The organism is Paractinoplanes aksuensis (genome assembly GCF_024137025.1).
In the GTDB taxonomy this organism is placed as follows: Bacteria; Actinomycetota; Actinomycetes; order Mycobacteriales; family Micromonosporaceae; genus Actinoplanes; species Actinoplanes aksuensis.
Window position 1 is genome coordinate 1 of sequence record NZ_JAMYJR010000062.1, and the last position, 23710, is coordinate 23710.

The 23710-nt window shown below is 67.3% G+C and carries 31 protein-coding genes and 2 pseudogenes; 12 read left to right on the plus strand and 21 right to left on the minus strand.

Going from position 1 to position 23710, the window contains the following annotated elements; all coding sequences use genetic code 11:
• The 4 genes and pseudogenes from M1L60_RS44355 to M1L60_RS44370 form a co-directional block, all read left to right on the plus strand.
• Positions 1-144 (plus strand): annotated as a pseudogene (locus M1L60_RS44355) (IS30 family transposase); the annotation flags it as partial.
• Entirely contained in the window at positions 125-469 is a 345-nt protein-coding gene (locus M1L60_RS44360) for an IS3 family transposase (protein WP_256518665.1), read from the plus strand. The pseudogene M1L60_RS44355 and the gene M1L60_RS44360, both read left to right, overlap by 20 nt.
• A 293-nt stretch (positions 470-762) precedes the next feature.
• Positions 763-1152, plus strand: a complete 390-nt coding sequence (locus M1L60_RS44365) for an ATP-binding protein (RefSeq protein ID WP_253243642.1) — start codon at positions 763-765, stop codon at positions 1150-1152.
• A 114-nt stretch (positions 1153-1266) separates the two neighbouring features.
• Complete coding sequence (locus tag M1L60_RS44370; RefSeq protein WP_253243643.1) at positions 1267-2073, plus strand: SigB/SigF/SigG family RNA polymerase sigma factor; 807 nt, start codon at positions 1267-1269, stop codon at positions 2071-2073.
• Here the strand turns inward: M1L60_RS44370 and M1L60_RS44375 are convergent.
• Positions 2074-3317: pseudogene (locus M1L60_RS44375) on the minus strand (PP2C family protein-serine/threonine phosphatase). It lies immediately after the preceding gene.
• 334 nt (positions 3318-3651) lie between these two features.
• A complete protein-coding gene (locus tag M1L60_RS44380) occupies positions 3652-3891 on the minus strand; it encodes a hypothetical protein (RefSeq protein ID WP_253243645.1) in 240 nt (79 codons plus the stop codon).
• A 105-nt stretch (positions 3892-3996) separates the two neighbouring features.
• Between M1L60_RS44380 and M1L60_RS44385 the strand changes: the two genes are divergently transcribed.
• Positions 3997-4371 (plus strand): hypothetical protein, encoded by a 375-nt coding sequence (locus tag M1L60_RS44385; protein WP_253243646.1) that lies wholly within the window; start codon positions 3997-3999, stop codon positions 4369-4371.
• Between the two features lie 136 nt (positions 4372-4507).
• On the opposite strand, the gene M1L60_RS44390 is transcribed toward M1L60_RS44385, so the two are convergent.
• Entirely contained in the window at positions 4508-5266 is a 759-nt protein-coding gene (locus M1L60_RS44390) for a winged helix-turn-helix transcriptional regulator (protein ID WP_253243647.1), read from the minus strand.
• Positions 5267-5840: 574 nt separating this feature from the next.
• Here M1L60_RS44390 and M1L60_RS44395 point away from each other — a divergent pair.
• The gene (locus tag M1L60_RS44395) at positions 5841-7160 is read left to right on the plus strand and encodes a vanadium-dependent haloperoxidase (protein ID WP_253243648.1); all 1320 of its coding nucleotides are present in this window, start codon (positions 5841-5843) and stop codon (positions 7158-7160) included.
• Positions 7161-7239: 79 nt separating this feature from the next.
• Here the strand turns inward: M1L60_RS44395 and M1L60_RS44400 are convergent, their stop codons facing one another.
• Together M1L60_RS44400 and M1L60_RS44405 are read right to left on the minus strand one after the other, a co-directional pair.
• Positions 7240-8871, minus strand: coding sequence for an ABC transporter permease (locus M1L60_RS44400; protein WP_253243649.1), 1632 nt, complete (start codon positions 8869-8871; stop codon positions 7240-7242).
• Positions 8868-9758 (minus strand): ABC transporter ATP-binding protein, encoded by an 891-nt coding sequence (locus M1L60_RS44405; protein ID WP_253243650.1) that lies wholly within the window; start codon positions 9756-9758, stop codon positions 8868-8870. Before M1L60_RS44405 ends, M1L60_RS44400 begins: the two co-directional genes overlap by 4 nt.
• Positions 9759-9975: 217 nt before the next feature.
• Here M1L60_RS44405 and M1L60_RS44410 point away from each other — a divergent pair, with 217 nt between their 5' ends.
• Positions 9976-10308 carry a hypothetical protein gene (locus M1L60_RS44410; RefSeq protein WP_253243651.1) on the plus strand — a complete coding sequence of 111 codons (333 nt, stop codon included), beginning with the start codon at positions 9976-9978 and terminating at the stop codon, positions 10306-10308.
• A 151-nt stretch (positions 10309-10459) separates the two neighbouring features.
• Here M1L60_RS44410 and M1L60_RS44415 read toward each other — a convergent pair whose 3' ends face one another.
• The 7 genes from M1L60_RS44415 to M1L60_RS44445 form a co-directional block, all read right to left on the minus strand.
• A complete protein-coding gene (locus tag M1L60_RS44415; RefSeq protein ID WP_253243652.1) occupies positions 10460-10750 on the minus strand; it encodes a hypothetical protein in 291 nt (96 codons plus the stop codon).
• 139 nt (positions 10751-10889) lie between these two features.
• Positions 10890-11333 (minus strand): response regulator, encoded by a 444-nt coding sequence (locus M1L60_RS44420; RefSeq protein ID WP_253243653.1) that lies wholly within the window; start codon positions 11331-11333, stop codon positions 10890-10892.
• Positions 11334-11395: 62 nt separating this feature from the next.
• Positions 11396-11890 (minus strand): MarR family winged helix-turn-helix transcriptional regulator, encoded by a 495-nt coding sequence (locus tag M1L60_RS44425; protein WP_253243654.1) that lies wholly within the window; start codon positions 11888-11890, stop codon positions 11396-11398.
• Between the two features lie 23 nt (positions 11891-11913).
• Positions 11914-12600, minus strand: coding sequence for a DUF4142 domain-containing protein (locus tag M1L60_RS44430; protein ID WP_253243655.1), 687 nt, complete (start codon positions 12598-12600; stop codon positions 11914-11916).
• A gap of 133 nt (positions 12601-12733) precedes the next feature.
• A complete protein-coding gene (locus M1L60_RS44435) occupies positions 12734-12952 on the minus strand; it encodes a DivIVA domain-containing protein (protein ID WP_253243656.1) in 219 nt (72 codons plus the stop codon).
• A gap of 37 nt (positions 12953-12989) precedes the next feature.
• On the minus strand, positions 12990-14003 hold the full coding sequence (locus tag M1L60_RS44440; protein WP_253243657.1) for a serine/threonine-protein kinase: 1014 nt from the start codon (positions 14001-14003) through the stop codon (positions 12990-12992).
• Positions 14004-14080: 77 nt separating this feature from the next.
• Positions 14081-14620 carry a BON domain-containing protein gene (locus tag M1L60_RS44445; RefSeq protein ID WP_253243658.1) on the minus strand — a complete coding sequence of 180 codons (540 nt, stop codon included), beginning with the start codon at positions 14618-14620 and terminating at the stop codon, positions 14081-14083.
• A gap of 186 nt (positions 14621-14806) precedes the next feature.
• Here M1L60_RS44445 and M1L60_RS44450 point away from each other — a divergent pair, with 186 nt between their 5' ends.
• A complete protein-coding gene (locus M1L60_RS44450; protein WP_253243659.1) occupies positions 14807-15097 on the plus strand; it encodes a DUF3040 domain-containing protein in 291 nt (96 codons plus the stop codon).
• 46 nt (positions 15098-15143) lie between these two features.
• A complete protein-coding gene (locus M1L60_RS44455; RefSeq protein ID WP_253243660.1) occupies positions 15144-16367 on the plus strand; it encodes a cation:proton antiporter in 1224 nt (407 codons plus the stop codon).
• 125 nt (positions 16368-16492) lie between these two features.
• On the opposite strand, the gene M1L60_RS44460 is transcribed toward M1L60_RS44455, so the two are convergent.
• The 3 genes from M1L60_RS44460 to M1L60_RS44470 all read right to left on the minus strand — a co-directional run bounded on the left by M1L60_RS44460 (position 16493) and on the right by M1L60_RS44470 (position 17753).
• A complete protein-coding gene (locus tag M1L60_RS44460) occupies positions 16493-16756 on the minus strand; it encodes a hypothetical protein (protein WP_253243661.1) in 264 nt (87 codons plus the stop codon).
• Between the two features lie 107 nt (positions 16757-16863).
• Positions 16864-17472, minus strand: a complete 609-nt coding sequence (locus M1L60_RS44465; RefSeq protein ID WP_253243662.1) for an STAS domain-containing protein — start codon at positions 17470-17472, stop codon at positions 16864-16866.
• Positions 17469-17753, minus strand: coding sequence for a GlsB/YeaQ/YmgE family stress response membrane protein (locus tag M1L60_RS44470; protein WP_253243663.1), 285 nt, complete (start codon positions 17751-17753; stop codon positions 17469-17471). Before M1L60_RS44470 ends, M1L60_RS44465 begins: the two co-directional genes overlap by 4 nt.
• Positions 17754-18041: 288 nt before the next feature.
• Between M1L60_RS44470 and M1L60_RS44475 the strand changes: the two genes are divergently transcribed.
• Positions 18042-18347 (plus strand): BON domain-containing protein, encoded by a 306-nt coding sequence (locus M1L60_RS44475; protein ID WP_253243664.1) that lies wholly within the window; start codon positions 18042-18044, stop codon positions 18345-18347.
• A gap of 1121 nt (positions 18348-19468) precedes the next feature.
• Here M1L60_RS44475 and M1L60_RS44480 read toward each other — a convergent pair.
• The 4 genes from M1L60_RS44480 to M1L60_RS44495 form a co-directional block, all read right to left on the minus strand.
• Positions 19469-19756, minus strand: a complete 288-nt coding sequence (locus M1L60_RS44480) for a hypothetical protein (RefSeq protein WP_253243665.1) — start codon at positions 19754-19756, stop codon at positions 19469-19471.
• Between the two features lie 110 nt (positions 19757-19866).
• Complete coding sequence (locus M1L60_RS44485; protein ID WP_253243666.1) at positions 19867-20259, minus strand: STAS domain-containing protein; 393 nt, start codon at positions 20257-20259, stop codon at positions 19867-19869.
• Positions 20260-20299: 40 nt separating this feature from the next.
• On the minus strand, positions 20300-21076 hold the full coding sequence (locus M1L60_RS44490) for a potassium channel family protein (RefSeq protein WP_438862221.1): 777 nt from the start codon (positions 21074-21076) through the stop codon (positions 20300-20302).
• A 155-nt stretch (positions 21077-21231) separates the two neighbouring features.
• Positions 21232-21612: a hypothetical protein gene (locus M1L60_RS44495; protein ID WP_253243668.1), complete on the minus strand. Its 381-nt coding sequence runs from the start codon at positions 21610-21612 to the stop codon at positions 21232-21234.
• 275 nt (positions 21613-21887) lie between these two features.
• Between M1L60_RS44495 and M1L60_RS44500 the strand changes: the two genes are divergently transcribed.
• Positions 21888-22139 carry a hypothetical protein gene (locus M1L60_RS44500; RefSeq protein ID WP_253243669.1) on the plus strand — a complete coding sequence of 84 codons (252 nt, stop codon included), beginning with the start codon at positions 21888-21890 and terminating at the stop codon, positions 22137-22139.
• 58 nt (positions 22140-22197) lie between these two features.
• Here M1L60_RS44500 and M1L60_RS44505 read toward each other — a convergent pair whose 3' ends face one another.
• The gene (locus M1L60_RS44505; protein WP_253243670.1) at positions 22198-22635 is read right to left on the minus strand and encodes an FAD-dependent monooxygenase; all 438 of its coding nucleotides are present in this window, start codon (positions 22633-22635) and stop codon (positions 22198-22200) included.
• 49 nt (positions 22636-22684) lie between these two features.
• On the opposite strand from M1L60_RS44505, the gene M1L60_RS48160 reads away from it, so the two are divergent.
• Entirely contained in the window at positions 22685-23047 is a 363-nt protein-coding gene (locus M1L60_RS48160) for a response regulator transcription factor (protein ID WP_253243671.1), read from the plus strand.
• 84 nt (positions 23048-23131) lie between these two features.
• Here M1L60_RS48160 and M1L60_RS44515 read toward each other — a convergent pair whose 3' ends face one another.
• The gene (locus M1L60_RS44515; RefSeq protein ID WP_253243672.1) at positions 23132-23575 is read right to left on the minus strand and encodes a hypothetical protein; all 444 of its coding nucleotides are present in this window, start codon (positions 23573-23575) and stop codon (positions 23132-23134) included.
• Positions 23576-23710 lie beyond the last annotated feature (135 nt).

Below are 23710 nucleotides of genomic sequence, written 5' to 3' on the forward strand. Positions count from 1 at the left end.
CGCTGGGACCGTGACGACCTCGACGCCGTCGCCGCGACCCTCAATACCCGACCACGAAAGACACTCGGCTGGAGAACACCCGCCGAAGCCATGAACGAACTGCTACTGTCCACTCAAGGTAGTGATGTTGCGACGACCGGTTGAAACCGGGAACTACACGAGCTTCCGCTTCTCACAACGCTTACAGGACAACGGAATCCGGCCCTCGATGGGGTCGGTCGGTGACTCCTACGATAACGCGCTGATGGAGAACTTCTGGTCCACCCTGAAGATCGAACTGGTCTACCGCACGTCGTGGCGGACCCGCGACGAGGCCGAGAACGCGATCTTCGAATACATCGACGGCTGGTACAACACCCGCCGCATCCAGAAGGAGCTTGGCTACCTCAGCCCGGACGAATATGAGGCGGCCTGGCACGCCCAGACCGAGCCAGATAACCTCACCCCTGCCCCGACCGGAAGCAGGTAACCACCGCTCCGTCAAAGCGGGGGGAACTCACGCTGTGCCGGCGACCCGGAGCAGGCCTGATCATCGTCGAGGCAAGAGATACGGTCGCAACCAGCGGCCGCGTGCTGCTGCAACGGCTCACACCGTGACAAGGCAGCAGGTCGGCCTGGGTCACCTTTACCCACAGAAATCGAACGCCTCTCGAAATACCACCGGCTGAGCTTGATACGGCAACGCCGCGGCAGTCGAGATCAACCAGGTAAGGCATCATGGACGTCGGACACGGCGACACGGGGGTGCCAGGAGCAGTGAAAGTGACGCGCTGGTCCTTCACCCACGGTGAACCGGCTGGGCCGCTACGCCGGTGCGCTCATGCCGCCCTCGCCCCGCGGCTGACATCGGACGACCTCGACGACGCCATGGTGGTCATTTCGGAGCTGGTGCAGAATGTCACCCAGCACACCAGCGGCGGCGGGGAACTCGTGCTCATCACCGACGATAGTGGAATCACCATCGAGGTCCGCGACCACAGCCCAGTGCTTCCTGAGGTGCAGCCGCCGGACGCGCATCGCCTCGGCGGCCGAGGGCTGTTGCTCGTCGCCGGCATCACGAGCGCGTGGGGCGTGCGACCGGGAACGTCGGGAAAGGCGGTCTGGGCCCGCCTGACCATGCCGGCCCGTGAGCCTGCCGGAGCCGCCGTATAGAGCCACCGCGTCGCCGATCCCCGTGATAGACCGTTCGGATGCAAGCATCAAGTCGATCGGGTGAGTTTAAGTGGGCCAGCGAGCTGGGCATACACCACACGAGGAGTTTGCTCCATGACAGTTGTCGCCAGCCCGACCCCCAGCACCGTCAAGACGGTCGACGAGCCGACGACAACCGATCAGGCGGGCGAACTGATCACCGCCCTGGCGGCACTGCCCGCCGGGCACCCGTCACGACCGGCGGTGCGGGACCGGGCGATCGAGGCGTGGATGCCGCTGGCCCGGCACCTGGCCAATCGCTACACCGGGCGCGGCGAGCCGAGCGACGACCTGTTCCAGGTGGCGCTGGTCGGCCTCATCAAGTCGGTCGATCGGTTCGACGCCGACCGCGGTGTCGAGTTCGCCGGCTTCGCCATCCCCACCATCGTGGGTGAGCTCAAGCGGCACTTCCGCGACCGCACCTGGTCGATCCGGGTGCCGCGCCGGCTGCAGGAGTTGCGCCTGGCGATCACCGGCGCCAACACCGCGCTGAGCCACACGCTGGGCCGGTCCCCGACGGTCGCCGACATCGCCGGGCATCTGCAGATCAGCGAGGAAGAGGTCCTGGAAGGTCTCGAGGGCGCACGCGCGTACAACGCGGCCAGCCTGTCCACACCCGTCAGCGCCGACGGAAACACCGAACTGGGCGAAACCCTCGGCGGTGAGGACCAGGAGTACGAGATCGCCGAAAACCGTCTGGCGCTGGCCCCGGCGCTGGCCGCGCTCGACGAGCGGGAGCAGAAGATTGTCAGCCTGCGGTTCTATGGCAACCTGACCCAGCAGCAGATCGCTGAGCAGGTCGGCATCTCGCAGATGCACGTGTCGCGTCTGCTGGCCAAGGCGCTGGCCAAAATGCGCGGCCACCTGGACCCCACTGTCTGATCAGTCGTTCATTGACGTGGGCCATCGCAAGTACAGCACGGCGGTGTCGTCGCTGTGGCGCCCCGCGTCGAGCCGCTGAATGTCGGCCAGCAGGGCGTCGACGTACTCGTCCGGGTCGTCGATGGTGGCCATCCGGCCGGCGATCTCGAGGAAGCGTTCCTCGCCGAGCCGAGTGCCGTCCCCAGCGAAACTCTCGATGACGCCGTCGGTGAACAGCAGCAGCCCCGCACCGGCAGGCACGGTGATCCTCGACTCGCGCCACCGGGCCATCCCGGAGCCATTCCCAAACCCGGCCCGTAGGAGACCTCGGCCGGGTAAGCGCGATCCGCAGTGATGACCAGGGGAGCGGGATGTCCGGCGCTGAGCAGGATCACCTCGCCGCGACCCGGGGTGATGCCGACGGTGCAAGCGGTGGCGAACAGGCCGCTGTGCGGTCGTTCGGCGACGAAAACCTGTTCCAGCAGTCGCATCCGATCGGCTTTGCGCAGCCCGGCCAGAGTCAGGGTGCGCCAACCGTACCAGAGCCCCACGCCGAGCGCGGCTTCGTCCGGTCCGTTGCCGCAGACATCGCCGATGAGCGCGTGCACGATGCCGTCGGTGGTTTGGACGACGTCGTAGAAGTCCCCGCCGAGCAGCGAGCGTTGCTGCCCGGGCAGGTAGCGGCTGGCCACGCTCACCGTCGTGTCATCCAGCAGCGGTTTCGGCAGCAGACCACGCTGCAAACGGGTATTCTCGTCGGCCTGCAACCGGCTGTCGCCGAGCCGGCGTTCAGCGGTCTGCACGCGTTTGCGCTGCACCGCGTAGCGGATGGTACGGGCCAGCACGGACTCGTCGACCTGATCCTTGACCAAGTAGTCCTGGGCCCCGGCGGCGACCGCCGCCGAGCCGGTCGAGGCGTCGTTGAGGCCGGTCAGCACCACCACCGCGGCGTGGGGCCAGCGCTGCAGTACCTGTCGTAGCCCGTCAAGTCCGTGGGCATCAGGCAAGTGCAGATCCAGCAGGATGCACTCCGGCGCGCCGGTGAATTCCTGCGCCTGGCGCAGGCTCTCGACATGCTGCAGGCGGCCGCCGAGGTCGCCGTCGGCGAGATACTCGCGCACCAGCACGGCGTCACCGAGGTCGTCCTCGATCAGCAGGATGACGAAGCCGGCCACCGAGGCATCGGCTTCGGAGCCGCCTTGCACTACGCCGTCGTGGCCGGGCAGCGACGTGACGGCACGGTGTCCGCCAGCGGCCACCTTCACCTACCTTGTCGTCGGTACGACCGGTCGGCGGACCGGCGTCATGTGTCTCTGGCCAGTATGACGGAGGCCGCGACACGGGCGCGGGTGGTCAAACGCGGATTGGCTGATGAATCTCCGGGGTACCTACGAGGAGGTCTTACCCGCTTCAACTTCCTTGAACGCCACAGTCCGGGCCGTGCGTGACCGCGGTCTGGCCAAGCTTGCCAGCGCGGACCTGGTGTGGGCGACGATCGCTTTCGTGATACTTGTGTCGGTGGTGTTGCCCCGACAGGGGCAACCAGTTACCGGCGACGCCTGACTGTTGGTGCATTCGGCATCTGCTGGCCGTATACAGCTACCAGTACAGACGTTTGGCCTTCATATCAACGCCTTGCCGGTCGCGAGATTGTCGGAACGTACCCCACAGAATCCATAGGATCATCATCGCGAGGCCTTGCACCGCCAAGAGTGCCAGGTTCCAACCACTCTGGTCCCCGAGAATAAAGGCTCGTACGATGATGGCACCGAGGGCTGCGACCGTCACGATGCCCGCGATGATCCGGCGGAACCGAGGACTCAGCCGGTCGGAGTTCACGTCGGGAGCGTACCTAGAGGCGCTTCACCAGAAGTAGCCGGACATCCGCTCATCGGCTAAATCCGCAGGCCCGCGAGGTCCATTACGGTCGCGGCCTTCGAGGCCTTGGCGACCGCTTCGGTCGACGCGGTCCCGTTCGATCCGCTCGACCTGCCCGGCTACGCCGGCCGCCTGTTCGACTCCTACGAGACCGGTCCGGAGCTGGTCGGGCTGGCCGCGTGGTATCAACTCGAACGCGGCAACGACGAACTTCCGCCATCGGCCGTCGACTCACTCACGTCCAAACTCACCCAGCTGGAACAAGCGCAACACGACGGCCACGTCAACCCGGCCATCCCCGCGCGGCAGCTGCTGAGCCTGGTCGTCCACCTCAGCCTCGCCGGAACAGGCGTCACGCCCGTCCTCGAGCCCCGCGACACGGACCGGCAAGCGGAGCGCGAAGCGATCGTCGAGGCAGTGCGCCTCATCTCCGCGAGGTGAGACGCGCGCCGACCTCGCCGCCGCGGGCTGACCGCTGTCAGTCCGAGCACGGGCGGACCTGGATCCGACAGGTTGCGCCCGGCAGTGGACGGCCGGTCCTGCAGATTCGAATAGGTGAAGTGCCCCGGCTTATCGATCACGTGACTGCGGCGGCGACCTCCCGCCGCGCGCGACCAGGACGCCGGATCGCCCGGTCCGCCCGTCGGGCCGGCGCGGTCAGCTCCGAGTCGCTGTTCGCCGGCGCGATGAACTTGTAGCCGACCTGCCGGACGGTGCCGATCATCGACTCGCAGCGAGGGCCGCGCTTGGCCCGGATCCGGCGCACGTGCACGTCGACGGTTCGGGTACCGCCGAAGTAGTCGTAGCCCCAGACCTCGCGCAGCAGCTGGTCGCGGCTGAACACCCGGCCGGGCTGCTGGGCCAGGTATTTCAGTAGCTCGAACTCTTTGTAGGTCAGCGGCAGGAGCTCTCCACGGAGCCTGATGGTGTAGCTGTGGGGGTCAAACGTCAGGTCGCCGATGCTGATCAGTTCGTCTGCCGCCTCGCCGCCGAGTGCGCGCCGGTCCGCGATCAGGGTCAGGCGGGCTGCCACCTCGGCCGGGCCCGCGGTGGTCAGTACGAAGTCGTCGACGCACCAGTCGGCTCCGACCGCGGCCAGGCCTGCTTCACGGACCAGGACGATCACGGGGATGTTGAGCCCGTGCGCGCGGAGGTTGCGGCAGGTGGTACGGGCTTGGCTCAACTCGCCGGAGGCGTCTACGAGGACGGCGGAAAGGTGGGAATCCCGGACGGCCTCGGCCCATGTGTCCTGGGGCGAGATCTGGACGTCGAACGGCAACAGATCCAGTACGGGCAGGACGTCGAGGTGACGGTCTGTCAGCAGGAGAAGTCTCATGACGTACCTTCCGTAGCGGCCCGGACCGCGCCCACGCTAAACGCGAACTGTTTCTGCTGCATATCGCGCCGGTGCACGCAGACGACAGTCGTAATCTCCCGCCGGCCGGCCGGCCGTCCGTTCGCGATGTGCTTGTCGCGGTCGCCGGCGGCGACCTGACCCGGCGGGCCGGCGTGTCCGGCCGCGTCGAGGTCGGGGGTGATGGCCGACGCGGCGATTGTCGGCAGGTCTGCATCCAGCGTCGAGCGGAGTAGACATCATGTTGACGCTGTCGTAGCGCGACCAAGTCGTGACTCATTGACATGTGTCGAATAGGTGCGCAGAATCTCTACGTCGAACGGGGGTTCCGGCATCGCGGCCGCAGTGCGCGGCCGACTGTCCTCCGTTTGTCTGGGCATCTTGCTGTCGGGGGACGGGAGGCACGGTCGATGCGCGCAATCTTGTCGAGACACAAGACGTACGTTCCGGCGGCAGGTGGCACACGGTCGAAGGAGATTCCGTCGGCCGCTGCGAGGTTCGAGCCCACCCTGGCCTCGATCCGTCGATCCGGAGGAATACGTTGAAACGACGAACCATGCTCCGAACCGGTCTCGCGCTCGGTCTCGCTACCACGGCGACCGGCGCGACCGTGGCGACAAGCGCCGCCCCGGCTGCGGCGATACCTGCTGGAACCGACCACGTCGTGCTGTGGAACGAGGCACTGCGGTACGCCTTTGCCCGAACCGACATGGCGCCAGGGCCCCTGACGCGGCGCGCAGCCATCCTCAACGCGGCGCTCTACGACACGGTCGCCTCCTTGTCGAGCGGCTACCGGCCGTACCTGGGAACGGTGTCTCGGGAGCCCAACTTCAACTACGACGTCGTGTCCAACATCGACGCGGCTGCGCGCACTGTTCTGCCGCAGATCTTCCCGACCGTGGACTTCACCGCCTATTACACGGAGGCGGCCAAGTACAAGCCGGTCGGCAATCCCGGGCCCGAGGGCTGGAGCACCTCGGTCGGCGTGGCCGTCGCTGAGCGGATTCTGGCCGCCCGCGCCAACGACGGTTCCACCAACAACACTCCGTACGTCGAAAGTACTGCTCCGGGCCAATGGCGGCAGACCGGCTCGGGCGCCCCGGCCACACCGAACTGGGGCGGGGTCACCCCGTGGACTCTGACCTCGGGCTCGCAGTTCCGGCCACCGCTGCCCGGCGGGTTCAGCTCACTGACCGCATTGCTGGCCAGCCCCGAGTACGCCGCTCAGGTCAACGAGGTCAAATCGCTCGGCGCGGTCAACTCCACTACGCGGACCGCCGAGCAGACGCGCATCGCCTTCTTCTGGGCTAACGATGTCGCCGGCACGTACAAGCCCCCGGGACAGTTGCTGCGGCACACCTCCATCCTCGCCTTCGACCGCAACCTCGAGGTCGGTGCGGCCGCCCGTCTCTACACGATGGTCGCCCTGGCCATGGCCGACGCCGCCATCGTCGCGTGGGACGCCAAATACCGCACCGCCATCGACCTGTGGCGGCCGGAGACCGCGATCCGGCTCGCCGACACCGACGGCAACGCGGCCACCGTGGCCGATCCCACCTGGCAGCCGCTGTCAGTCGACCGGAACGGCGTACGCTTCTCGCCACCCTTCCCGGCTTACACCTCGGGCCACGCGACCTTCGCCGGGGCGTGGGCGGGCGTCATGAAGCGTTACTTCGGCACCGACAACGTGACCTTCCGTGTCGACAGCGTCGACCCCAACGAGCAGCAGTATCGGACCTACAGCACGTTCTCGTCCGCGGCGGTCGAGAACGCCCGTAGCCGGGTCTACCTGGGTGTTCACTATCAATGGGATGCCGACTTCGGTGTGTCGAGTGGGGACGCCGTGGCGGCCCGGGTGGTCAGCCGCCTCAGCTGACAAAGTAGAGCAACCACATCGGTGTGCCCGGCCCGCGCTGGGCACACCGGTGCTTCGCTGCGTTGGTGATAAGCATGCGTTATAGCCGAAGGTCACGGCGTGAGTAGCCAGCGAGTCCGCCGGCACAAGCCAGTACGGCAATGGACATCATGATGGCGACGGCACCCCACTGGGGGCTTTCCATCGGTACCCGGGCGATGTGTGCGTACGGAGAAAGGCTGCTTACCCAGGCCGGTGCGTCGACGCTGTCGGCGATGACCAGCAGCAGGAAGCCGCCGATGGTCGGCAGCGCACCGAACCAGCTGATAGCTCGTGGTGCCACCCCCAAAGCGAGAACGGAGGCTCCGAGACCGAGAGCTACTACAGGAACGAGGTTCATGGCTCCGCCCAGCGCGCCGGTCAGACCGAGGTCGGCTCCGGAGATGGCGGTTCCGGCCCAGGCTGCGAGGCCGGCGACCGCCAGGAGCAGGACGGCGCCGGTCGCGGCGGAGGCTGTTTCGGCGCCGGCTACTCCCGATCGGGTCCGGGGTCCTGAGAAGAGCAGTGTCAGGCGTCCGCTGCTTTCGTCGGCGAACAGCGCGGTGATGCGGGCGGTGGCGAATCCGCTGACCGGCATGGCGACCAGGGCGAACAACGTGGCCGCGTAGCCTTCGACGGCGTCCAGGCCGCCGAAGCCGGCCTGACCGGCCATGGCTGCGAAGTCGGGATTGTCGGACAGGAAGCTGATCATGGATGCAGCGATGAGCCCGACCAGCAGGTAGTAGGCAGCAATCCCGGTGGCCCAGCCCAGCAATGGCCGGATGGTCCGGCGGGCGGCGAAGGCCGGGACCGAACCTAGCAGCGCCATGTTCGGGTCCCGACCGGCCGGCGGTACCAGCCAGCCGCTGCGAATGTCGCGGCTGCTCGCTGCCGCCGCGGCAGTGATCACCGCAACGGTGGTTACCGCGAGCACCAGCAAAGGCAGCCAGCGATTGGTGTCGTAAGGGCGGGTCAGCGCACCCAGACCGAACGGTGTCAACCACCGGACCCAGCCGAGGGTATCGACACCCTCGCCAACCATGCGCAGCATCAGCCCCGCCGCCAACACGGCAGCCGCGGACCCGGTCGCCGCGGATCGAGTCGGGAAGACCTGCGCGGCCAACGCCGCCGTGGCGATGAAGAACATGCCGATCAGCGCCAATCCGACGCCGTGGACGGCCGCACCTGGGAAGTCGGTGCCCACAGCAGACAGAGCAACGGTGACCGCGAGCCCGGTGGCGGCCGCTGCCGTCAACAGGACCGCGAGTTGGCGGGCCAGTAGCCGCTCGGGCGTGAGGAGCCCAGCGAGCAGCAAGTCGGTGCGGCCGGCTTCTTCCTCACCTCGGGTGATGCGGGTCGTGGCCAGCAGGCACCAGGCTCCGAGCAGCACCGAGAGGAACACGCCGGTGCGCCAGACCGTGAAACTGCCCGGATCGCCGAGATCTCCGGGCTCACCGAACAGTGTGCGGATGGCCGGGTTGTTGGCCAGGGCCGCCAGGGACTGGGCCTGCGCTGGGCTGGACACCACGCTGGCGTGGGTGGCCGGCACGAGCGCCGAGACTCCGACGGCAAGAACGATGGCGCTGAGCGCGCCCCGGTGGACTTGGCGGACGACCAGGCTTGTCACAGCCCGCTCCGGTGTACCGGAGCGGTAGGGGCGAACCGGCCGCGTCGGTGCCTGCACGGCGGTCATCGGTTCGCCTCGCCGTAGTAGGCGAGGAAGATCTCCTCAAGGCTGGGCTCACGTACGGCCAAGGTGGTCACCTCGGCTGCTGCGAGAGCTCGCAGCACCGGCGCGGGTGGGCCGGTCAACGCCAGCCGTAACCGCCCGGGGCCGACCGGCTCGACATCGTCGATGCCGCTGACGGTGCTCAGATCCGGTGGGGGACCCGTGTAGCCGATCTCGACCTCGGTGCGGTACAGCCGTCGCAGGTCGGTGACGGTGGCAATGTCGGCCAGCCGGCCGCTGCGCAGGATGGCCACCCGGTCACAAACGGCCTCGACCTCGGCCAATTGGTGCGAGCTGAGGAACACGGTCTGGCCGCGCCGACGAGCTTCCAGCACAGCGGTGCGGAAGACCCGTTCCATCAACGGGTCGAGCCCGCTGGTGGGTTCGTCCAGGATCAACAACGGTGCCCTGGTCGCGAACGCGGCCACCAAGGCGACCTTCTGCCGGTTCCCGGTCGAGTAAGTGCCGGCCCGCTTGCGCAGGTCGAGGTCGAGCTGTTCAACGAGGTCGCTCTGATACGCGTGATCGACCCCGGGGCCGGTGCGCGCGAGTAGTTCCAGAATCTCGGCGCCGGTGAGCCGCGGCCACAAGGCCACGTCGGCGGGCACGTACGCGAGCTTCTCGTGGGCGGCTCTGATGTCGGCCGCCGGAATCCCGAAGATCTCGGCACTTCCGGCAGTGGCACGGGCCAGACCGAGCAGCAGGCGGATCGTGGTCGACTTACCGGCGCCGTTGGGGCCGAGGAACCCGAATACCTCTCCCGATTCGACGCTCAGGTCGAGGCGATCGACGGCGCGAAGCCGCCCAAAGCGTTTGGTCAGGTGTTCGGTGCGGACGGCGGGCATGCTCATCAAAGCCTCCTGGGCAAGAGCGGACGCTACTTGCCGACCAGACTTCCCGGCGCACCTTCCATCACCGTACGCGTGGGCACGCCTCAGGGGAAGGCGACCCGCCAAACGGCAGTGCAGTCATGACAGCGTCGTTGGACTGTCACCTTTCGGCGCGACTTTCTCCACATCCGCGAGGTTTCGTCGACGAAGGTCAACGTTTCGGTTCGAGGAGGCGATCATGCTTACTGTTTCGAGTGGCGCGGCCGTTGCTGTGCAAGGGCTTCTGGCTCGGCCCGGGGTACCCGCGGGATCTTGCCTGCGCATTCAGATGGCCGCTGGTCGGAACCGGCTTCGTGTTCTGCTGGTCAGTTCGCCGTGCCCGGGCGATCTCGTCTTCGATATCGACGGCCGGCCGGCTCTGCTGGTCGCGGCCGAGGTGGCTGAGCGCGTCGGCGATCAGATTCTGATGGTGCGGCGCAGTGAAGCCGGTCGGATGCAGTTCGTCCTCGATGCGACCGCTGAGGGATCGGACGAACAATGCGAGCCGCGGGACCTCGTCGTCGCAAGGTAGGGCGGCGCTTCAGGCGCGGGGACGCCGGCGGTGGCCCGCCGCGACCTGGCAGCCGCGCCTCAACGGTTGCTGCGGGCCGCGGAGGCGGCTGGAGAACAGGAACCACGCGGCCCCCATGCGGTACGGGGGTGAACAGCGGGCGGCGGACACGTCAGCGCCGTGAGGGATCGTGCTGCTCGTTCGTCCGAGCTTTCCGCTGCAGGGCGGCGGTCATCGTCAAGCCACCGATGCCGGCGAACAAGACCTGCATGATGAGTTCTTGCAGGCGGCTGAGGGTGTCGCCGGTCGCTGCTTGCACTGCCATATCGCCGCCCGCGGCGGCGGCCGAGCAGATCAGGGCGCAGACCCACCAGGGTAACGCCTGCCACGTCGGCACGAGCCGGCGCGTACCGACGCCGACGGCCGTGCCGACCGCGACGGCCATGATCAGGCTGACGGGCACGGCGGCGCTCCTGCTCCGATTTTCACACTTCCTCCAGGTGACGAACTCATCCGAGTTTCGGTGGAGGGCATGGCGACAGTTCGGCGTCCGGATCACAAAGCCGTGACGACTGACCGACGCAAACTGTCACGCTGCACGATCAGGATGTCGCCCGGCGATGGCGGATCACCCGGAAGCCGAGCTCGTGCAGGTCCCGCACGACGGCGGCGAGGTGTTCGAAGGTCACCGGTTTGACGGCGTAGCCCTGCACCGGCAGGTCCTGGGCCCGCAGAATGTGCTCGGCGGCTGGTGAGTTCACCAGCAGGATGACCGGAACGGGTGCGGTGGCCGGCGTCTCGCGGAGCCGTTTCAGCAGGGTGCGGCCGTCATGGCGGGGCAGGTTGAGGTCGAGCAGAACAAGGTCGGGTACGTGCGGGGTCTCGTACGGCGCGGCGCCGAGCAGGTAGGCCATTGCGGTGGCCACGTCGGAGACCGCCTCGAGGTGATTGACCAGTTTGTGGTCGGTCAGGTCGTCGAGAGTCAGTACCCGGTCGGCCGGGTCGTCCTGGACGAGAAGAAGTTCGATCTGGTCGTCCGCTGTCATCATCCTCCGTCGGAAGGGTGCAGTAATGCACGTATCTTGCGACGGCCTACCTTAGCGTGCCGCTATGACGACGCCGACTCCCACCGGGTCCACCACTGAGCGTCGGGTAGCTCGCCGGTCACCTCGACCAAGGCGTTGAGGACGGCCGCGAAGCCGAGGGGCCGGGTCAGGGACAGCTCGGCGATCAGGGTGGAGAGTGCGGTGCGGCGCCTGCGCATGACCTCGCCGACCAGGTCGCGGCCGGCGGGGGTCAGGGTGATCCAGGCGGCGCGCCGGTCGTCGGGGCGTTCCTGGCGGGCGACCAGGTTTTTGCGGACCAGGCGGTTGCACATCCGGGTGGCGGTGGACGAGGTGACCTGGAGTTCGTGGGCGAGGTCGACGATGCGCTGCGGGCCGTGGGAGACGAGAAAGACCAGCGTACGGTATTGGGGGAGGGTGACCTCCTCGTCGAGGTCGGCCAGCGATCGCGCGGCCAGGCCCACGAAGGCCCGGCTCAGCGCGAGCAGGGCCCCGACCACTTCTTGTTCACCGGGGGACAGGGTCGGCTGCGAAGTCACCTGGACACTTTCACATGGTGCGCTCACCCGCGTGAGCGCACCATGCGGATCACGGTCACCGAGGCCACACCGAGCATGACGATCAGCACGCCGACGAGAACGGTGGTGCTGACCGGCCCCCGGAGGCCCGCGTTGGCCTGGGCGATCGCGAGGGCGGAGGTGTCCTGGGCGGGCGGCAGGGCCGCCGGGGGCAGCCGTTCGTACTGCACCAGCCCGGTGCTCTCCAGCATCTTCATGTGGTTCATGACGAAGATGTTGGCGTCGTCGGCCAGCTTGCGGACGATCGGGTCGCGGGTCGACGAGCGGACGGCGCCGATCACTGGGAAGATTTTGCCGTGGGCGGCGCGCAGCCGGGTCACGAAGATCTGGTCGAACTGGACGCCCTTGGCCTTCTGCATCTCGTTGAGCCAGCCTTGTTGCTCCGCGGTCGGCGTCGAGGGAATGGCGGCGCCGAGCTTGTTGGCGGCGTCGACGACCAGCTGATCGAGCTGAACGTGCTGGTCGGCGATCATCGTGCCGACCTTGCGCACCTTGGGGCTGCCGCGCTGTGCGGCCATCTGCCCGGCCGGGATCTCCCACAGACCGGCCTGGCGTACGCCGTTGAGCAGCAGCATGTCGGCCGCGTTGAGCTGGGTCGGGAAGCCCGATCCGGGGTCGGCGGCCGCCGGGCCGGGCGTCGCGACCAGCGCCGCGGCGACAGCAACCAGCACCGTTGCCGCGGTGCGACGGATGTGCGTACGGCGAAGCAACTGAACCTCCACGAGATCGGCGGGCGTCGTCAGCCAGTACGAACACCGCCCGAGAAAGGTTCACCCGTGCACTAAATTTTGAAACGAATACGTGTCAGCCGAGTTGGCTGAGCCGCTCGCGGACGGCGCGATCCACCTGATCGCGGGCGTAGCCCCGCAGGCGTTGCCTGAAGGCGACGTTCTCGAGCATTTTCTGCGCTGCGACCCGAAGGGTCTCGCTGCCGGAGGCCAGCGCCTCGTCGGCCTGCCTCAGGGCAGCGTCCACCTGGTTCATGTCGTAGCCGCGTAACGCCGTCATGAATCGGTCAGCCATGGCCGGGATCGTATCGACCGCCTTCCGGCCGCCCGGCTCACGCTTGGGCGCTGTCCGGATGAGACGACGCGTCGTCAGCGACGGTGGCCGCCACGTCCGGCGATCTCCAGCCTGCCTCCCCAGGGCCGTCCGAGACGTTCTGGGTGACCAGCAGGCCGGCAATCAACGCGGCCACTGCCGCACAGGCCGCCGCCAAGGCAAGCGGCTTCGTCGCGCGGTGAACGACGGGTCGGCTCGGCAGGGGTCGGCCACGGGCCACTCGGCGCAACGCCTGGGCAGCCTCGGCGGCGCTCGGGCGTTTGCCCGGTCGCGGCGACAGGCACCGCTCGTAGAGGTCGACGAACTCGGGCGGGTGGTCCTGGGGGCTCGGCAGTGTCGGCACTGGTCTGAGGTGCCGATCGATCAGGACCTGCTCGGGAGAGCAGCCCTGCCAGGGTGGGGTGGCGGTGAGGCACTCGTGCAACAGGACGCCGAGGGCGTAGACGTCGGCCGCCGGCAGCGAGCGTTCGCCCATGAGTTGTTCCGGCGCTGAGTAGGCTGGGGTGCCCCATACCCGTCCGTCGGCGTCGACCGGCTTCTCATGGGAGGAGGTGGCCACGCCGAAGTCGACGAGTTTCGCCCCGCCCCGGGCCAGCATCACGTTCTTCGGTTTGACGTCGCGGTGCACAATTCCGCGTTCGTGGGCGGAGGCCAAGGCGGCTGCGACGTCGGCCCCGACGGCTGCCGCTTCGGCCAAGGAGAGCGGGCCGTTCCTTTTCAGGAGGTCGGCGAGCGTTCCGTCTGGAAGATATTCCATGACGAGGAATGGCGCTTTCGACCCGTCTACGACGGCCGCGCCGAAGTCATAGATGCGGGCGACGTTCGGATGACTGAGGCTTGCTGCCGTACGGGCCTCGGCCAGCGGCGTGCTCACCCCAGCCCCGTCCGGCCCGTGCATGATCTTGATGGCAACCGGACGTCGTAAGGAGCAATCGAACCCGCGGTGCACGGCGGCGCTTCCTCCGCGCCCGACGACAGCCCCGACTCGATAGCGTCCGGCCAGCAGAGGCATGCAATTACCCTTCGCGAAACAGACAAGGCGTGCACAAAGTCCATTATGACCGGAATCGGCGATAACTAACTCTTCCGTCAAAGACGTCTATGTGACGAAAGCCATCGGAGCGCATGGCGTACCGGCAGCACGATGACCGTGCCCGCAAGCGTGATGACCAAGGCGGTGACGGAGGAAACACCCAAGGCAACGGTGGTCACGGGCAGCGCGAGCCAGAGCGCGATCAGGGACATGAAGGTGAACGGGCCGACCGGTTCCTGTTCGTCGCTGCGGTTCCGGGGACTGTCGGTGCTCTCGCCGCGCAGCTCGGCGACGATCGCCTCGAACGCGTCGGCCGCAGGCGGGGGCGCTACGAGGGTGTTGCACACGTCGCGCGCGCCCGGCACTGAACGGGCGACCGCGCCGGCCGTGACCCGGACGGTCGATGACCGGACGACCCCGGCCAGAACGACCACGTCATTCTGCACGCTCACCCGGATCGGCTCGTGTCTTGTCCGGTGATCCTCGGCCAGTCCGCAGACCGCGGCCAGAGCCAGCCGGGTCTCCCGCGAGGCGGTCACGGGATCCCGCCGACGCTGTTGCGCCAGGAACGCGTCGTCGGGGAGCGGTTGCACCATGTGGCCCTCCTCTCAGCTGAGACCACATGCCATCGTGGGTGGCCGAGTTGGCGGGTCTTCCTCAACGACATGACACTTCCATGACACCGGAATCCGTCATGAGACTGTCATGAAAGAGCGGGTGCAGTGCCATCGTCGGCGGGTAGCCCTGAGGCGACACAGCCGTATCGAGGACGGTGAGCACACATGGATGCAGAGCGCCGGAATGCGCAGTTCGACGAGATTGTCACCAAACTGGTCGCCGACGACCCGTCCTTCGAAACGGCGACGCGCACCCCGCTCGCCTGGGACGCTCTGGCCCGTGTGCTGCTGCTGGTGGTCGCAGCGCTGGGCTGGGCTGGGTTGTCGGTCCTCATGGTCGTGTGGGGCTGGCGCGGCGTACTGGTCACGGTGCCGATCGTCGTCGCCGGATTCGTCGTCGCCGTCCGGCTGACCCGCAATGGTGGAGCATCACAGGCAGGAGACCGCACCACCTGACGCCCGCGCGCCGGCGTAACACGACTTCCGATGATCCGGAGAATGCATGCTGTTGCTGGCGTTTGCCGCCGTCCTGCTCGCCGCGGTGCTTATATCCGCGCTCGCGAAGCGGACGATCCTGTCGACCGCGGTGCTGTTTCTGCTCGCCGGATTCGTTCTCGGTGAGGGAGTCACCGGCGTGCTCGACGTGCACGCCGACGCCCCGATCGTGGGAACGCTGGCCGAACTCGCTCTGTTCGCCGTGCTGTTCACCGATGGGATGCGAGTCGGGTGGGCCGATCTGCGCTCGGCGTGGCGCCTACCCGGCCGGGCCCTCGGCTGGGGTCTGCCGCTCACCCTGGTCGCCACGGCGGCGGCCGCGCACTGGATCGTGGGGCTCGGCTGGGCCGAGTCGCTGCTGATCGGTGCGATTCTCAGCCCGACCGACCCGGTGTTCGCCTCGGCTCTGGTCGGCAACGAGAAGGTGCCAGCTCGGTTGCGGCACCTGCTCAACGTCGAGTCCGGTGTCAACGACGGCCTGGCGTTGCCCTTCGTGATCGTCTTCCTGGCAGTGGCGCAAGGATCGCAGGATCTGCACCTGGGCGAACTCGGCCTCGAGATCGTCAGCGGACTGGCCATCGGCGTGCTGGTGCCGGTCGCCGCGCTCCTGCTGGAGAAGTCCCGGTTCTTCTCGGCGTCAACGGCCTACGAGCCGCTCAACGGACTGGCCATCGGATTGCTGGTGCTGGCCCTGGCCCAGGCGACCCACGCCAACCTGTTCCTGGCCGCCTTCGCCGCCGGGATCACCGTGGCGACGTTCGGCCCACGCCAGCGGGTGGCCTTCGAGCACTTCGGCGAGAATATCGCCGAGCTGTTCAAGCTGGCCGCGCTGCTGGTCTTCGGCGCGCTCATCTCCCCGGCGTTCCTGGGGGAGATCTCCTGGACCGGCTGGCTGTTCGCGGTGCTGGCGATCTTCGCCGCCCGTCCCCTTGCCCTTTATCTGTCGTTCTTGCGGTCCGGGCTGGACATGCGGGAACAGGCGGCTGCGATGTGGTTCGGGCCGAAGGGATTCGCCTCGGTGGTCTACGGCCTGCTCGTCCTCGAGTCCGGCATCGGCGCCGCCGACCAGATTTTCCACCTGGTCGCCCTGACCATCGTGCTGTCGATCGTGCTGCATTCCTCGACCGATGTCGTCGTCGCCCGAGCCTTCGACGACCAGGCGGAAGTCCCGGCCTGGCACGGTACCCTGCGCCGCTCCTGGCGGCGGCCGGACAGGACCGAGACCCGCTGACCCGCACCGCATCAGGCTCATACCCCTGATGCGGTGCGCGACGGGGGCATCTCTGGTCGGCGAAGATCTCCCCAGGCTCCGGGCCGGCGAGCTTCGTGCACGCCGGCGACGCGAAGCCCGGGAGGTCAGTTCGGCGGTGAGTCGAGCCGGAACTCGACTCGTCCGGTGTCGTCGGTGCTTGCGTCGAGCGTCTTGCCGTCCAGCAGCGCGGTTGCCTCCGGCGCGACGAACACCTGCACCTGCTCGGCGGCTTCGTGCACCTCGTCTCCGGGGTGGGGCTGCCCGGTCAGCGACAGGCGCAGCGTCTCCGCGGTGGCACCGGCCGAGATACGCAGACTGGCTCCGTCCGGAGCGTCCGGCATGGTGGTCAGCTCGCGGATCGCCAGCACAGCATCGTGGGAAAGGGTAAACACGGCAGTGATCTCCTCATCGGCTCGAGGTTCAAGGACCTCGGCCGACGCTTGTGTCCGAATGTGGAGGGGGCTCCTCCGTAGGATCACAGTCTCGTGTCATCGGGCAGGTCGTCCTCCTGGCCGTCGGTGGCCCGCATCCCCCGCAGCGCGGCTCCCTGGTCGGGATAGCACGGGAAGGCAGCATCGAGTCGCATGGTGTGCAGGACGGTGCGGACGAAACGCGACGGTGCGACCAGGCCGAGGCGCCCGCCATGCCGTCGAACCTCCTGACGGGCCCGTACGAGCAGGCCCAGCGCAGTGGAGTCGATGAAGCCCACGCTGTGCAGGTCGACAATCAGGTATCTGCGGTTCTCGGCGGCCAGCATGAGGTCCTCGCGGAGGACCTCTGCGAGCGCGGCGTCGAAGTCGGTCAGCGGTGTCACGAAGGTGGCGTCCTCGCCCCGGCGTACCGCATAGGACGCGCCGTGGGTGCGGACGACGGGATCTGGCGCGTGGTCGGCCGGTTCGGCCGGTCCGCTGCAGGCCGGGCAGTTGTGCGAGCCGGTCGGGAAAGCCGAACCCGTCCAGCCCATCTGGGCAACCATCGGCCACACGAGATCGCTGTGGTGGCTGGTGTTGGCAGCTGTCTCTTCGGCGCCGCACCGGTTGCAGATCAGCAGTGCGGCACGGTTGCCGGCCGGGACGACGGTCATCTCGATCGTCGCGCGTCGTCGCGCCGCTGGTCCGCGGTCGTTGCCACCAGGGCCACGCCACTGATCGCGAAGGCCACCTGCATGACCACCTCGACGGCCGATACTTGGGACGCGTCGACGCCGAGGGCGCGGGCGATCACGGTCGCGAACACAGCCGCGCCGACCGCTACCGACAGCGGCAACCAGAAGGGGACGGTGCGCCCGGCCGGCACGATCCACCGGCCGCCGAGGCCGACGACGATGCCGACGGCGACGGCAGTGAAGAGACTGCTGACGGTCATGAAGGTGGTCCTTCGCTGAACTGATTCGGTGGCAAGACCCAGCTTGCCCGGGCCCGGACGCGGATGGTCCCCGAGCGTGTGACAGTCGAATGACAAACACCGTTCCCCGGACGTCGGCTTGGCCGTGTGTCACGAAAAAGTCATGAAGTGGCGGGACAGCTGCGATACGGCGGGACCAACCTGATTCACCGAGTCGGAGACAATGGGAAGGGAAGCCGTGCAGAGTCGTTCCCGCAGCGTGATGATTCTTGTCTCCCGGTCCTGGCGCCAGGACCGGTGAGGTGACCGATGATGCCGCTCGAGCCGGATCCCGACGACCGATGGGTCTATCCGATCATTACCCCGTCCCATGAGACGATCGAGGCCGACATCCGGATTGCCGACGCCGCTGCCGTTGCTCTCGGGTGCGACGCGCGGATGCGCGGACGTCATCTCGAGGTGCTGGTCCAGAACCGCGTGGTCGTCCTTCTGGGGGAAGTGGAGTCGGAGCAGGTGCGCGTAGCGGCAGCGGTGGTGGCCTGGGCGGTGCCTGAGGTGTTCGACGTCTCCAATCAGCTGACAGTGACCCGGCAGCCGGACGACCCGGCGACTTGACGACGGCGGAGTTGTTGTCAACGCACGCGTTGTCAGATATCAGCATTTCGGTAGTATTAATGCGGGTTGTGGCCGCGCGCGTTTTCCTCAGGGTTTCCTGAGGTCTCCGTCAGGTAAGGCTCCGCCCTGATCCGGAAGATGAATGGCGTAGGCGGAGGATCTCTGAAGAAGGGTTCGTCCAATATTTCCGATCAAGACCGGAGCAAAATGAACTCGGCTTTTTTGCGAGCGCTGGCGAATCCGCGAAGTCCCGACCGGACCGACGGAATTAACCCCGGTCCGCTCGGTCTCGTGCCTGTGCGGGCACGGCCGGGCACCTCATGAGCATTATCGGCCGGGCAGCGAATGCGTAGCCTGCCGACCCGGCGAGTGCATCCGGTGGCGGCGCCGGCGATGGTGGCACGCCCACCCGCCCACCCGCTCGGATTCATCCGGAGGATGAATCCGTACCCGTGCGGCTGCCGGGCGAGTGACGGCCGGAGGTAACGACAGCCAGCAGGACACGCATAGCCCGATCGGGCCTCAGCAGGGTCACGGGATGGGCGAGTAGATGACGGACGAGCAATTTCTGCCGGACGATCCCGGGCGAACTGCGGCTCGCCCGCACGGCCCAGCCGAGTGAGGGCGGCGATTCGGCGTTATTGTTTGCTCTCTCGGCTGCGACTGTCGTTCGCCACAGTGGATCCACCGATCGCGCAGACAGACGGTAGTAGGCGGAAGGCAGGGCGGGCGAATCCGGCCGGTTCCGATGGCCGGCGCCGGACTCTCGGCGGACGATGTGATGGGCTACGTCAGTGCCATGGTTGCGCCGTATAAGCGTGTCCGGCAGGTCGAGTTCATCGAGGCTGTGCCGAAGGCCGCTTCCGGCAAGATCCTGCGCCGTCAGCTGCGGAGCTCCGAGACCGTCTGACTCTGCAACGCATCATCGGCAGTGAAGTCGATCGGCGGCGTACGCGATCGTCAGGGCCCGGACCGCGATCAACGCGAAGGGCTTGCGGGCCAAGGCAGTGCACCAGCCGATGCCTGGCAGGGGGTCAGCCGCTGCGACAGCGGCTGACCCCATCACCCGCGAGGCCCGGACGGCAATCTCCAGCCCGAGTTGCTGACTCATCCGAGGCCGATCAAGCTGCGGCCGAGTCGAGCACGAAGCGGACTCGGCCGTCGCTTTCGGTGCGGGCGTCCATGATTTTGTCGGCGAGCATGTCGCCGGCGTCCTCGGCGATGAACAGCGACGCATCGCGGCCGGCCTCGAAAACGGTGTCGCCCGGCTGCGGCAGCGGAGCCACGCTGATGCTGAGCGAGCCCGGCCCCTCGTCGACCGCGATGCGTAGCCCGGAACCCTCAGGGACACCCGGCTGGGTGACGATCTGGCGGATGGCGGCGGTGGCGCTGCCTGACACGGTGAACACGGCGTTTCCTCCAGCGAGTTGACGTGACGTGACCGCGCCCAATCTGCTCAGGCCAGATGGCAGCGGCCACGCCGACTCGTGACGATTCGATGACGACCGTGGCTTGCCGGTCAGTTGATCAGTGAGAGGAGGCCGGACCGGCTGAGTTGCTCACGGACCCGCGGTGCGGCATGCACGATCTCGACGTCCGCGTATCGCTCCGACGCTTTGTCGTAGCCAGTGACGAGGGCCTTGATCCCGGCCTCGGAGATGGACGGGACCGCGCTGAGGTCGACCACGATGCGATCGGGCTCGGTGGCCGCCAGGACCATGCCGAACCGCCCCCGCAACAACTCGGCCGCCTCCGCGGAACCGATCTCGCCTTGCGGTTCGATCGCGATCGCCATGGTCTGCTCGGGCAGCCGGTGTGTGTTGATCACGTAGGTCATCACAAGTCCCTTCGATGCGGCGGCCGCGATTCGCGGCGTCTCCGTTTCACTGTCGCCCGCCGCTGTGACGATCACCGCGCGGCATCCGCACGCTCCTGTGACAAAGAGATGCCGTTCACTCTCGATCAGGCGGAGCCTGCGCGTCGGCGGACGTGGAACGAAGAGCGGCGAGTTCCGTTCGCAACTGGAGGATCTCGTCGCGGAGGCCGGCGAGGTCCGATCGGGTCACGGTCGTCTCGTTGTCGTCGGCTGATTCGTCGGCGGCGATCCGCTCCACGATCCAGCTGGCCAGGGAACCGGTGACAAAACCGATGAGGCCGATGCCGCCGATCATCATGGTCAGCGCGACCAGGCGTCCCTCGACGGTGACCGGCGAGTAGTCGCCGTACCCGACCGTGGTGATGGTGACGATGGCCCACCACAACGCTTCGGGATACGTGTTGATGGAGCTGTCCGGTGCGGCCCGCTCGGCGTCGAGCGCCGCCAAAGCTCCGACGACCGTGATCAAGACCGTGGTGGCGGCCACATAAACGGCGAGACGTCCCCTGGTCAGAGCCTGGGTGCGGCGATTGAGCACCTTCAGGGCGGTGATCAGCCGGAGGGCGCGCAGTGGCCGGAGCAACGGCAGGACGAGTACGAGCAGGTCGAACCAGTGAGTCCGCACGAAAGCCGGCCGGTTACCGCTCAAGCCGAGCCGGATGACGTACTCGAGGCCGAAAACCGCCCAGATAACGATGTTGGCGACTTCACACGCTTGTCGCACCGAGCTGGGCAGGCCGGGCGCCAGGATGGGGATGGCGTAGACAGCGAGGAAGGCGATGGACAACACGGTCAGGGGCAAGCCACTGGCTCGCTCCCACCGTACGAGAGGATTCCGGGTAGTCGGCGTCACCGGCTCACGTTGCTTGCCGTCAGTGGCAGTGAGACATCAGGACCTTGACGGTTGTGTGACATCGGGGGATTCGCGTCGGCACGCAGGCGGAAAAGGTTGGACGCCGCGTCGTTGGTGCCGTTCTCGTCGTCGCTGCCGGGGTTCTCCGGCGCGCTCTATTTGAGATCGGCGTGGCTGCGGCGCCCGGCAGATGGGGAACCGCTGTCCGACGGGCCGGCGGGGTTGGGATGAACCCACGCCATCAGTAGCTGGAGGACCCGGTCGAAAGCCGGATGCGGCCCGGCGCAGTCGTCGGTGGTTCTTGCCCATGTCGGTGTGCGGACGCTGTAGAGATACCCGTCGGAGCACACCGCCCCGGAGGTGGACCTGGGTGCCGGGCCGAGCAATGCGGGGTCGGACAGCGCGTTTCTCAGATCGGTGAGGCGGTCCGCGTCAAGGCGGAAACTCGTCCGGGCGGAACTGTTGACGGTCCCGTCGACGTCGATATGAAGCTGTTCCTGGACGCCGGCCAGACCACCTGTACGGGTGAAGTCCAACGGCAAGATGTCCGGGCCGGACGAAGCGCGCGGCGACGGACCAGTAGCAGGCGATGCTCCGGGGTCGCCGCAGCTTGCTACCCCACCGAGCGCGAGGACCAGGACCAGCAAGACGGAGAAAGTTCTTCTGCTCATCGTGTTGAGACGCGGTGGCGATGCTGCCCGGTTCCGGTGGCCGTCGGCTGTCATGGAACCGTCATGGGAGAGAGCGGTCGACGCCCTGGACGGACAGTAGTTGTGGAGCCGGAACAGCCGTGCCGGAACGGAGGAGACCAGTGGACACCCAGAGGCGTGATCGAGAATTCGACGAGATCGTCGCGCGGCTGGTGGCCGACGCTCGTCCTCGTCGGCGGCGTACAGCGATCCGCGTGATGCTCGCTGTGGTCGCGCTAGGTGTGTGGGGTGGCCTCTATCTGGTGACTGTCGCCGAACCCTGGATAGGGGTGTGGGTCACTGCGATGGCAGCGGTCGTGGCCGGTGTCGCCCTCGCCGTGGTCCGTGCATTTCGCCAGAGCGCTCGCCGCTGAAACGCCCTCGCCGGCGATCAGAGACTCGCCGTCGCCGGCGGATTGTGTCCGCGGCGCCTCAGGCGGGACGGCCCAACCACAAGTGCACCCGTCGCCGCGTCACTGTTCGCAGCATAAGGGCGCGGAGTTTCGCGACGGCGACGCCGGAGGGGACGAAGAGCTGGGCATTGACGTATGCCAAGCCCTGATGCTTGCGTACCAGGGGGCGCATTCTCTTGTCGTACGCCTGTAGGGCGTCTTCGATCGAGCCGGGTGCCCGGTCCAGTTCGTCCCCGAGGGCCACCGCTCCTATCATCCCGGAGCTCGCGCCCATGCCGGAGAACAGCGTCAGGCACCAGGCGGCGTCGCCGATGAGGGCGACCCGGCCGCGATGCCAGCGGGGCATGCGCACCTGATGGACCGAGTCGAACAATGCCTGCGGGGCGTGGCGTAGGTCGTCGAGGGCTACGGTGACGATGCCACCGGCGTCGAGACCTGCGAAGCGCTCGGTGAGCACGTCGGCGCGGTCACCGCGAAACTGCGCGTCGATGTCTTTGGTGCGATAGGTGAACAGGGCCGTCGGTGGGTGGTCGCGGAAGGGAAAAGATCCACAGCGCTCGGCCCTCCTGCTGCACGGACCGGCCGGCGTCGGAAAGTCAGCTCTGCGGCGCCAGGTGCTGACCGAAGGAGGCGACCGCGGGTTTCGGCATTTGCCGCTGCCGGAGTTGCAGATCGCCACACTCGCCGCCCAAGGGCTGAACAACCGCGACATCGCACAACGGCTCTTCGTGTCACCGCGCACCGTCAGCTCGTATCTCTACCGCATCTATCCTTGGCTCGGCGTGACCGGCCGTGCTCAGCTCGGCGAGGTGCTGGCCGCGTCGCCCGCGCAGTCGGCGACGACTCCCGGCCCGGAAATTGTGGTGTAGCGCGTCTCGCTTCGGCCAGCAACCACTCGACAGACGACCGCGTTCTCGAGTACCGGCCAGGCTCAGTGGGAGCCTCGATGCGTGCTACCGGGTTGTATTTCGACTAGGAGCCGCAGCCGACGCTTCAGCGGTCGCACGGTTCTCATCGGCGCGGTCAGGCAGCACCAGCGCTACGGCGAACCCCAGGATCAGGGCGAGGCTCACCACATTTCCGACCTTGTGCAAGGTCGTGAAGACCTCGAGGTGCAGCAGGTGCCATAGGAAGTGGACGACGGCGTAGACGAGCCAGGCGCTGCCGGTCATGCACAGTTTCTCAGCGGTCGGGCGGCGCCACACCCAGACCGTGAGCACGAGCAGGGCGAGGTTCGTCGCGCCGTAGTCACGCATCAGACGCTCGTTGTACGGCCCGAGAAGCGACACCCAGTGCCAGCCGGCAACCGGAAAGTCGTTGTAGAAGGACAACGGGAAGGCGCGCGACTGCTGGCGCTCCAGGCAGCAACGGTGGTGGTCAAGGAGCAGCTCGCACACCTCCCGGTCTTGACGATGCGATGACGCTTCCGTGACTTCCGGCCAGAACGAGATTGCCGGGGCGGATGACGGGCATGCGGAAACTCATCGTTGTGTGGCGAAGAGAGAAGCCATTCGTTGACGAGAAGGAGCCGA